This is a genomic window from Thalassotalea ganghwensis (assembly GCF_053485795.1).
The window spans coordinates 284,101-294,078 of sequence record NZ_JBQRUM010000004.1 but is presented as its reverse complement, the minus strand read 5'-3'; the positions used below and the strand labels follow the sequence as shown (position 1 = coordinate 294,078).

Below are 9,978 nucleotides of genomic sequence, written 5' to 3'. Positions count from 1 at the left end.
GGCAAGAGAAAGTGCTGTTGTTAATTGCAAAAGAAAAGGCTCCTGAATAAATTCAGAAGCCTTTATAAACTAACCAGTTGATCGGTCAATGGATCATTAAATATTTCTTAACTGATCGGCATTAAGCGAAAGCTGCCTTTTTTTATCAATTGATTTCTTACCGTTGTTTGGTGATATGCCAAAAAGTATAACCCGCTACAAAAAGTAAAATCATCGGGTAAAATGCACTGGTGACAACATCTATTGGAGATATTTTTAAGGTCGCACCCAATAATAGCGCTTGTGCACCATAGGGAAGCAAACCTTGATTAATACACGCGAAAATATCGAGTAAACTTGCCGATTGTGCGGGGGTAAGTTTGCCATCTGTTGCCAATTCTTTAGCGGTTTCACCTGTGATAATAATGGATACTGTATTGTTAGCAGTAAAAAAGTTACAGAAAAAGGCAAGACCGCCAATACCGATACCTGATGCTCTTTTTATATTGTTGGGGCTAATCGTTTGGGCGGCTTTTTCCACCATACGAGTTAAAGCAGCCAATCCTCCTTGCTGTCTGGTTAACTCACTTAAACCGCCAATAAAAAGCGCCAAAATAAAAATATCTTGCATGCTGGCAAAACCAGCATTAATGTCGCTTATCCATTGTGTCAGCTGATAACCGTTGTTTATCATGCCAATTATCGCGGCGAGCACAATACCGACGATAAGCACAACAAAGACATTAATACCGAGTAACGCCATGAGTAAAATTGTCACGTAAGGGATCAAGCCTACTAACGAAACATCAGCGCCTGCTTGATAGCTAATCGTTGGACCAATAAATCCATAAATTACGATACAAACTAATGCAGCAGGAATAGCAAATTTAAAGTTAACTTTAAATTTATCTTTCATGTGGGCGCCTTGGCTTCGTGTTGACGCGATAGTCGTGTCGGAGATAATTGATAAGTTATCACCAAAGATGGCACCAGAAATAATACAACCAGCAACGAGACCCGCATCTAACGAGGCGGTTTCAATAAAGCCAAGCGCAATAGGAGCGATTGCTGCAATCGTGCCCATTGAGGTTCCCATGGCGGTTGATAAAAAAGCGGCGACAATAAATAAGCCAGGAAGTAAAAAATAATCAGGAAAAATGGATAACCCAAGTTGTACACTAGCATCTACGCTACCCGTTGCTTTGGCAACAGTGGCAAAAGCGCCGGCGAGTAGGTATATCACACACATGGTAATAATGTTTTGATGTCCAGCGCCTTCAATAAATTGGGTTACCTTGTCGTTTAACGCTTCTTTACCAAGTGCGATGGCAAACAAGACCGCAGGAATAATTGCAATACTTGCAGGTAATTGATAAAACGCAAACTCTTTACCTTGTAGGGTTAGAACAACACCGGTACCGAGGAATAAAACCAAGAACAAAATAAAGGGCAGTAAACTTATTGCACTGCCTTGCTTGGTTAATTTGTTATTATCCGCCATGGAAAGTCTCTATCAAATTGTTATTATTTTTAAAGGGGTTGCGTTACGGACTTTATGTCTCTAGCAACCCTTATTTATCGCTTAAATTTAGCCCTATCAATCTAGCACATGATGCCGAGCAACGTTATCTGTCGATTAATGCTTTGCTGATTGAATGCTAACAATTAACTACATTTTAAGGCCTACATTTGAACAGTAAATGAGGCATAATGATAAGCAAAGTAACGGGCACTATAGCAAATAATTAAAAGATAAGGCATTTTTTTAAAGGGGGGCTGATGCGTTATTTGGTCTGTGGTACGGGTGCAATTGGTGGATATTTTGGCGGAAGATTACTTGAACAAGGGCAAAAGGTAGACTTTTTAGCTCGAGGGAAGCGATTAGAGAACATTAAAAGGTTTGGTTTAAGGTTAACAAGCCCCAAAGGTGATTGTGAACTTAATCGGGTTAGGGTCAGTGATAAGATCAAATCAGAAGCTACTTATGATGTGGTTTTTATCGCGGTAAAGTCTTACCAGTTAAAAGACGTAGTTGATGTTGTTCGACCAATTGTTGATAAAAAAACGCTTGTTATTCCGTTATTAAATGGTGTAAATAATTTTGATGTTTTGGTCTCTTTAGGGATTGAGTCGCACCAGATTGTTGTAGGTTTTGCCAATATTATCTGCCGGTTAGCTGATGATGGCGTGGTTGAACATATTGGTGCCCAGCCTCATATTACGCTTGGCTATCAAGCTAATAAACAAGCTGAAAATATTCAAGAGATGTTAAACAGCAAGGTGAGCATGATAATTAATGACCTGCAAAATGCAGGAGTTAACACGAGCTTCAAACCGTCGATAGCGAGTGCGCTGTGGGGGAAGTATCTCTTTGTCGCCCCTTGGGCTGCATTGTCCAGTATTGTTGAACAACCATTAGGAAAAATCCGACAGCACGAGGAAAGCTTTGCTTTATTAAAACAACTGATTATCGAGTATCAACAAATAGCTAAAGCAGAAAAAGTTGAAGTAAGTGAAAAGGTTATTCATGGCATCCATAAAGCGATGAATAACCTACCGGAGCAAAGTAAAACCTCTATGCAGCAAGATGTTGAGCAGGGAAAGGCGTGCGAGTTTGGTAGTTTAATCGGTGATGCTATTGCACTTGCAGACTATCATCAACTGGCCGTGCCAATACTGCGCTTTTGTTATGCCTGTTTGTTAACCAAGCTTAAAAATTAAGCGAATGAAAGAAAAATCATCGAATATTGATGAAAAAGATCCTTTAGCCCCTATAGGAGTTGTTCGATTTATGCTATCCTTGCGCGAATTTTTTAACTACGCAAAATAAGTGGATCATATGTCTGAAAAAACATTCGAAACAATTGAACAACGTGTAAGCTATGGTGTTGGTCGTCAATTAGGTGACCAGTTACGCAACAACCCATTTAAGGAGTTTGACGTAACCGCAGTGCAAGCTGGATTAGCTGACGCACTAGCGAATGTAGCGAGCCAAGTTTCAGATGAAGATCTAAACGAAGCGTTTTCAATTGTTTCTAAGAAACTACAAGAGCAAGAGTTAGCGATTGCCAAAGAGAAAGCTGCTGAAGGTGAAGCCTATTTGGCGGAAAACGCAAAACGCGAAGGCGTGGTTGTTACCGACTCAGGTTTACAGTATGAAGTATTAGCGTCAGGTGATGGTGAAAAGCCAACAGCACAAAGTACTGTTCGCACGCATTACCACGGTACTTTTATTAATGGTGATGTTTTTGATAGTTCATACGAGCGTGGCCAACCAGCAGAATTTCCGGTTGGTGGCGTTATTGCTGGCTGGACTGAAGCATTACAAATGATGACTGAAGGTTCAAAATGGCGTTTATACGTGCCGTATAACTTAGCTTATGGTGAGCGCGGTTCACAGGGAGCGATCCCTCCATACGCAACTTTAGTGTTTGACGTAGAATTATTGGCTATTGTTAGCTAACTACTAATATTGTTAAAGCCCTCTGCAGAGGGCTTTTTTTTGGACACAATAAGATGAAATCATTAACGACATTTGTTGAGTATTACATCGATAATTTTAAGTGCTTAGATATCGAAGCATTGTCAGGTTGCTACCAGTTCCCGTGTACATTGAGTACCCCTGATGAACTTATGCTACTCACTAACGAAAAAGAGTTGTTAGCGCAGTTTTCTGATATTCGTCAACAGGTTCAGCAAGCTGATGTTAACTGTATAACGTGTTCAAATATAAGTTTTAGTAAAGTATGTGAAAATATCACCTTATTGGGTATGACATGGCTACTTCAGACTGCTTCCGGTCAAGTACTTAGTCATTTTTTCGCATGTTACCACTTGGTTACTATTAATGAGCACTATCGAATTTTTAATGTCGTTTCTCAAGAAGCAGAAAAGGCGGTGGTGCTTTCAACAGCTATAACGTTTGATAAAGAGCAATAATTGGATATGAAAGTTAAAGTAGCGATTTTAGGTTGCAGCGGTCGAATGGGACGCAATTTAATCGAAGCAGCAATCGAACATGAGTCCATTGAATTAGTTGGTGGAACGGTAAGACCTTCATCGTCTTTTATCAATTTTGATTTAGGTGAACTTGCTGGCATAGGTGCCATCGGTAAGCAAACTGTGACCAATAATGATGAACTGAGTGATGCTGATGTCTTTATTGATTTTACTTCGATTGAGTCGACATTAGAAAATATTGAGTGGTGTAAACAACACCATAAAAAGTTAGTGATAGGTACGACAGGTTTTTCGTCAGAGCAGGTAGAGACGATAAAATCTGCTGGAAATGATATGTCGGTATTATTGGCGCCGAATACCAGTGTTGGGGTTAATTTACTATTTAAACTACTTGAAATTACCGCAAAGGCAATTGGCGACTATACTGATATAGAAATTTTTGAAGCACATCACCGTTTTAAAAAAGATGCGCCTTCTGGTACAGCAGTAAAAATGGGGGAAGTTATCGCCGAGGCGTTAGGAAGAGAACTTTCATCCTGTGCTGTATATGGTAGAGAAGGTATCACTGGTGAGCGTGACAGAGAAACTATCGGGTTTGCAACCGTTCGCGCTGGCGATATTGTTGGCGAGCATACCGCATTTTTTGCTGATTTAGGTGAACGCTTGGAAATTACCCATAGAGCTAGTTCTCGTATGACATTTGCTTTAGGCGCGATGAGAGCAGCATTTTGGTTAAATGATGCGCCCAATGGTTTTTATGATATGCAAGATGTTTTAGGGCTAAAAGGCTAAGCTATCAATAGTTTTTAGATAGAAAAGTGCTACTTTTAGACGTTTTAGGTGAAAAACCTAAAAAAGTATGAGTTTTTACATTTTAGACTAGACGAAAGGGCTACTTAAGCGTAAAATAAGTGGATTTTGTCAAAAATTTACCGAAAGGCACTTTTTTGGCATTTTTTATGCGCTTTTTACGATGAAAGCATTTTGGGCTTAGTGAATTACACTAAGAGTTCTTTCTTCTTTACGGAGGTTAAATTGACTAAATCTGCCATTTTAGTGCTTGAAGACGGCACAGTATTTAAAGGCACCGCAATTGGTGCAGATGGGGCGGCTGTTGGTGAAGTTGTATTTAATACAGCGATGACAGGCTACCAAGAAATCCTTACCGATCCGTCTTATGCAGAGCAAATTGTGACGCTTACCTATCCACATATTGGTAACACAGGCACGAACAGTGAAGATGAAGAGTCTTCTACAATTTGGGCGAAAGGTTTAGTTATTCGAGATTTACCTTTACTAGCAAGTAACTTTCGTAATCAAGAGACATTAAGCGACTATTTAAAACGAAACAATATCTTAGGTATTGCTGATATCGATACGCGTAAATTAACGCGCATCTTACGTGAAAAAGGTGCACAAAATGGTTGTATCTTAGCTGGCGACGATATCGACGAAGCTCATGCGCTAGCGCAAGCAAAGGCTTTCCCAGGCCTTAAAGGCATGGATTTGGCCAAGGTTGTCAGTACGCAAGAAGTTTATCAATGGACAGAAGGTAGTTGGCAGTTAGGTGTTGGTCATCCGACGCCAGATAACAGTCAATTCCACGTAGTAGCTTATGATTTTGGTGCCAAACGCAATATTTTACGTATGTTGGTTGACCGAGGCTGTAAATTAACGGTTGTTCCAGCACAAACATCAGCAGAAGACGTTTTAGCGATGAACCCTGATGGTGTTTTCTTATCAAATGGCCCTGGTGATCCTGAGCCATGTGATTATGCGATTGAAGCAATTAAAGTGTTTTTAGATAAAGATTTACCTATTTTCGGTATCTGCTTAGGGCATCAATTACTTGGCTTGGCCAGTGGTGCTAAAACCGTGAAAATGAAGTTTGGACATCACGGTGCCAACCACCCAGTTAAAGACTATGATCGTAATGTTGTTATGATCACTTCGCAAAACCATGGTTTTGCTGTTGATGAAGCCGCGCTTCCAGAGCACTTAAAAGTAACGCATAAATCATTATTTGATGGTTCTTTACAAGGCATTCATCGCACAGATAAACCAGCGTTTAGTTTTCAAGGTCATCCTGAAGCAAGTCCGGGTCCTCATGATGCTGCGCCATTATTTGACCACTTCATTGATTTAATCAAAGCAAACCAAGCTTAAGTACTAGAGAAGAGAGATTAGATAATATGCCAAAACGTTCCGATTTAAAAAGTATCTTGATCTTAGGTGCAGGGCCCATTGTTATAGGTCAAGCATGTGAATTTGATTACTCTGGTGCTCAAGCATGTAAGGCGCTTAAGGAAGAGGGATATCGCGTTGTTTTAGTTAACTCTAACCCTGCGACAATCATGACTGACCCAGAAATGGCTGATGCAACATACATCGAACCAATACACTGGGAAGTTGTTAGTAAGATTATTGAAAAAGAGCGCCCATGTGCAGTGCTTCCTACCATGGGTGGCCAAACAGCGTTAAACTGTGCGTTGGATCTTGAAAAGCATGGTGTCTTAGAAAAATACAATGTTGAAATGATTGGTGCTACTGCCGATGCTATTGATAAAGCAGAGGATCGCAATCGTTTTGATAAAGCCATGAAAAACATTGGCTTAGAAACACCACGTGCAGAGATTGTTCATTCTTTAGAAGAAGCACATGAAACAATGGGACGCATTGGCTTTCCGTGTATCATTCGTCCGTCTTTTACTATGGGTGGCACAGGTGGAGGTATCGCCTATAACCGCGAAGAGTTTACTGAGATATGTACCCGAGGTTTAGACCTTTCACCAACAAGTGAATTGTTAATCGATGAATCACTGATCGGTTGGAAAGAATATGAGATGGAAGTGGTTCGTGACAAAAATGATAATTGCATTATCATTTGTTCGATCGAAAACTTTGATCCAATGGGGATCCACACTGGCGATTCAATTACCGTAGCGCCTGCGCAAACGTTAACAGATAAAGAATATCAAATTATGCGTAATGCCTCGTTAGCGGTATTACGTGAAATTGGTGTTGAAACCGGTGGTTCAAACGTTCAGTTTGGTGTCTGTCCAAATACGGGTCGTATGGTTATCATTGAGATGAATCCACGTGTGTCTCGCTCATCTGCACTCGCATCAAAAGCAACGGGTTTCCCTATCGCTAAAATTGCCGCTAAATTGGCAGTTGGTTACACCTTAGATGAATTATCAAATGATATTACGGGTGGTGCGACGCCAGCGTCATTTGAGCCGACAATCGATTATGTCGTTACCAAGATCCCTCGCTTCAACTTTGAAAAATTTGCAGGTTCAGAAGACAGATTAACTACACAGATGAAGTCTGTGGGTGAGGTTATGGCTATTGGACGTAACCAACAAGAGTCGATGCAAAAAGCGTTACGCGGGTTAGAAGTCGGCGTTAATGGTTTTGACCCTGTGGTTGATGTAACGAAACCAGGTGCTAAAACAGCGATCATGCATGAGCTTCAAGAGGCTGGTGCCGATCGCATTTGGTATATCGCTGATGCATTTCGTTTAGGTTTAAGTTTAGACGAAGTCTTTAATGCCACTAAAATTGATCGCTGGTTCTTGGTCCAAATCGAAGATTTAGTGAGAGAAGAACAAAAGGTTGCTGAAGGTGGCATGGCGAGTTTAACACCTGAGTACCTTCGTCAGTTAAAACGTAAAGGTTTTTCTGATGCTCGCCTTGCCGCTGTTATTGGTGTATCGGAAACAGAAATTCGTAAAATGCGTCATCAAGCCGAAATCTATCCTGTTTATAAAAGGGTGGATACGTGTGCGGCAGAGTTTAGCTCTGACACAGCCTATATGTATTCAACATATGATGAAGAGTGTGAGGCTAACCCTTCAGACAAAGAAAAAATCATGATCTTAGGTGGTGGTCCTAACCGAATTGGTCAGGGGATTGAATTTGATTACTGTTGTGTGCATGCCGCATTAGCTTTACGTGAAGATGGTTACGAAACGATAATGGTTAACTGTAACCCAGAAACCGTTTCTACGGATTATGATACCTCTGATCGCTTATATTTTGAGCCAATTACGTTTGAAGATGTACTTGAAATAGTTCGAATCGAAAAACCTAAAGGTGTCATCGTGCAGTATGGTGGTCAAACACCACTTAAACTTGCGCGAGCGCTTGAAGCTGCTGGTGTACCTATTATTGGTACTTCGCCAGATGCTATTGACCGTGCTGAAGATAGAGAGCGTTTCCAGCAAGCGGTTGAACGCTTAGGGCTTTTACAGCCAGAAAATGCCACCGTTACTTCGTTGGAAGAAGCCGTTGCTAAAGCAGAAGTGATTGGTTTCCCATTAGTTGTTCGCCCATCTTATGTATTAGGTGGCCGAGCAATGGAAATTGTTTACGATGTCACTGATTTAAAACGTTATATGAACGAAGCGGTAAGTGTTTCTAATGAAGCACCAGTATTACTTGATCATTTCTTAGATGATGCTATTGAAGTTGATATTGACGTCGTTTGTGACGGCACTTCAGTGGTTGTTGGCGGCATTATGCAGCATATAGAACAAGCGGGTGTTCACTCGGGTGACTCAGCTTGTTCACTGCCAGCTTACAGTTTAAGTGAAGAAGTACAAGATACGATGCGTGAGCAAGTTACTGCACTAGCGTTTGAATTAGGTGTTGTTGGTTTAATGAATACACAAATGGCCGTAAAAGATGGCAAGGTGTATTTAATTGAAGTTAACCCTCGCGCCGCACGTACTGTGCCGTTTGTATCTAAAGCGACCGGAGTTCCTTTAGCGAAAGTGGGTGCGCGTGTTATGTCAGGGAAAAGCCTTGCTGAGCAAAATATGACTAAAGAGGTAATTCCTCCATATTTTTCTGTTAAAGAAGTGGTTATTCCGTTTAACAAGTTCCATGGTAGTGACCCGTTAGTAGGCCCTGAAATGCGCTCAACAGGCGAGGTGATGGGCGTTGGTAAAACGTTTGAAGAAGCTTATGCAAAAGCCAATTTAGGTGCGGGAAATTTTGTACCTAAGTCAGGACGCGCTTTAGTTTCTGTACGTAATAGTGATAAAACACGCGTGTTAGATTTAGCAAAGCAACTTGTTGAGTTAGGGTATGACCTTGATGCAACACATGGCACCGAAATTATCTTGAGAGAAGCTGGTATTCCGGTTCGTCGTGTTAATAAAGTGCATGAAGGTCGACCTCATATCCTTGATAGAATCAAGAATGGTGAGTATAGCTATATCATTAATACTACAGAAGGTCGTAAAGCGATTGAAGATTCAAAAGTTTTGCGTGGTGGAGCCTTACGTTATAAAGTCCCATATACAACGACACTAAATGCGGCGTTTGCGACTTGCCAATCTCATGCTGCAGATGATAGAAATACAGTAACCTCTATTCAAGAGCTTCACAAACAGTGTAGTTAAGTTACAATAGTATTAATCCATTAACCAAAGCGTTAACAAACGAGTGGTTTTTTCTAGAGAAAAAACCACTTTTTAATTAGCGTGGCTTAAAATTTTACGGAAAGAAGATTTAAAATGAATCAATATCCAATGACGATACACGGCGCTGATGCATTAAAAGATGAGCTGAATTACTTGAAAACAGTAAAGCGCCCAGAAATCATTAATGCCATTGCAGAAGCGCGCGAGCATGGTGACTTAAAAGAAAATGCCGAATATCATGCGGCAAGAGAGCAACAAGGCTTTTGTGAAGGCAGAATTCAAGACATTGAAGGCAAATTAGGAAATGCACAAATAATCGATGTGACTAAAATTCCTAACACTGGTAAAGTCATTTTTGGTGTTACCGTGACTTTACTTAACATCGATACCGATGAAGAAGTAAAGTATCAAATCGTTGGTGATGACGAAGCTGATATTAAAAACAATCGTATTTCAATTAACTCGCCTATTGCGAGAGGGTTAATTGGCAAAATGGTTGACAGTGAAATTGAGATCAAAACACCAGGTGGTGTTGTTGAGTATGAAATAATAGCTGTTGAGCATATTTAAGTTATAGATGCTTGAATAATGAGTTTAAAAAACGCCG

8 protein-coding genes are annotated in these 9,978 nt (G+C 40.6%); 7 read left to right on the top strand and 1 reads right to left on the bottom strand.

Annotation, left to right across the window (positions count from 1 at the left end; genetic code table 11):
• Positions 1 to 157: 157 nt before the first annotated feature.
• Positions 158 to 1,480 carry a Na+/H+ antiporter NhaC family protein gene (locus ACSLUH_RS06390; RefSeq protein ID WP_448565459.1) on the bottom strand — a complete coding sequence of 441 codons (1,323 nt, stop codon included), beginning with the start codon at positions 1,478 to 1,480 and terminating at the stop codon, positions 158 to 160.
• Positions 1,481 to 1,758: 278 nt separating this feature from the next.
• Between ACSLUH_RS06390 and ACSLUH_RS06385 the strand changes: the two genes are divergently transcribed.
• The 7 genes from ACSLUH_RS06385 to greA all read left to right on the top strand — a co-directional run bounded on the left by ACSLUH_RS06385 (position 1,759) and on the right by greA (position 9,941).
• Positions 1,759 to 2,700, top strand: coding sequence for a ketopantoate reductase family protein (locus tag ACSLUH_RS06385; protein WP_448565458.1), 942 nt, complete (start codon positions 1,759 to 1,761; stop codon positions 2,698 to 2,700).
• A gap of 118 nt (positions 2,701 to 2,818) precedes the next feature.
• Complete coding sequence (locus ACSLUH_RS06380; RefSeq protein ID WP_448565457.1) at positions 2,819 to 3,442, top strand: FKBP-type peptidyl-prolyl cis-trans isomerase; 624 nt, start codon at positions 2,819 to 2,821, stop codon at positions 3,440 to 3,442.
• A 53-nt stretch (positions 3,443 to 3,495) separates the two neighbouring features.
• Positions 3,496 to 3,918, top strand: a complete 423-nt coding sequence (locus ACSLUH_RS06375; RefSeq protein ID WP_448565456.1) for a DUF6841 family protein — start codon at positions 3,496 to 3,498, stop codon at positions 3,916 to 3,918.
• 6 nt (positions 3,919 to 3,924) lie between these two features.
• Entirely contained in the window at positions 3,925 to 4,731 is an 807-nt protein-coding gene (gene dapB / locus ACSLUH_RS06370) for a 4-hydroxy-tetrahydrodipicolinate reductase (RefSeq protein ID WP_448565455.1), read from the top strand.
• A gap of 243 nt (positions 4,732 to 4,974) precedes the next feature.
• Complete coding sequence (gene carA, locus ACSLUH_RS06365; protein WP_448565454.1) at positions 4,975 to 6,105, top strand: glutamine-hydrolyzing carbamoyl-phosphate synthase small subunit; 1,131 nt, start codon at positions 4,975 to 4,977, stop codon at positions 6,103 to 6,105.
• Between the two features lie 26 nt (positions 6,106 to 6,131).
• Positions 6,132 to 9,350, top strand: coding sequence for a carbamoyl-phosphate synthase large subunit (gene carB / locus ACSLUH_RS06360; RefSeq protein WP_448565453.1), 3,219 nt, complete (start codon positions 6,132 to 6,134; stop codon positions 9,348 to 9,350).
• A gap of 114 nt (positions 9,351 to 9,464) precedes the next feature.
• Positions 9,465 to 9,941, top strand: coding sequence for a transcription elongation factor GreA (greA, locus tag ACSLUH_RS06355; protein ID WP_448565452.1), 477 nt, complete (start codon positions 9,465 to 9,467; stop codon positions 9,939 to 9,941).
• Positions 9,942 to 9,978: the final 37 nt, after the last annotated feature.